Below are 279 nucleotides of genomic sequence, written 5' to 3'. Positions count from 1 at the left end.
CCAACTTCGAAAGCACAACGTGTACGAGTTGAACTCTTTTCAAAGATTAAAGCAATGTTCTTGCCAGCAAGCCGCTTACCTTCAGTACCTGCGTACTTTGCCTTTTTAAGATCTTCTGCTAAATTAAGCATGTATTCCATTTCGCGAGTATTGAAATCTGCAAGAGTTAAGAAACTCCGATTACGTAAATTAAATGCCATTGAAAACATCCTCCTTAAGGTGACTAAATATCTTTATTACACTTATAATGATAGTAAGCGGTTTCACGACACTTTAGAA

Annotated in this window: 1 pseudogene; it reads right to left on the bottom strand. The window is 36.6% G+C overall.

Annotated elements, in window-relative coordinates:
* Positions 1 to 200 (bottom strand): annotated as a pseudogene (locus GUI70_RS25590) (ornithine carbamoyltransferase); the annotation flags it as partial.
* Positions 201 to 279 lie beyond the last annotated feature (79 nt).

This window comes from Deinococcus alpinitundrae (genome assembly GCF_009982895.1).
GTDB lineage: Bacteria > Deinococcota > Deinococci > Deinococcales > Deinococcaceae > Deinococcus > Deinococcus alpinitundrae.
The sequence above is the reverse complement of the archived record's forward strand: the minus strand, read 5'-3'. Positions and strand labels throughout refer to the sequence as shown.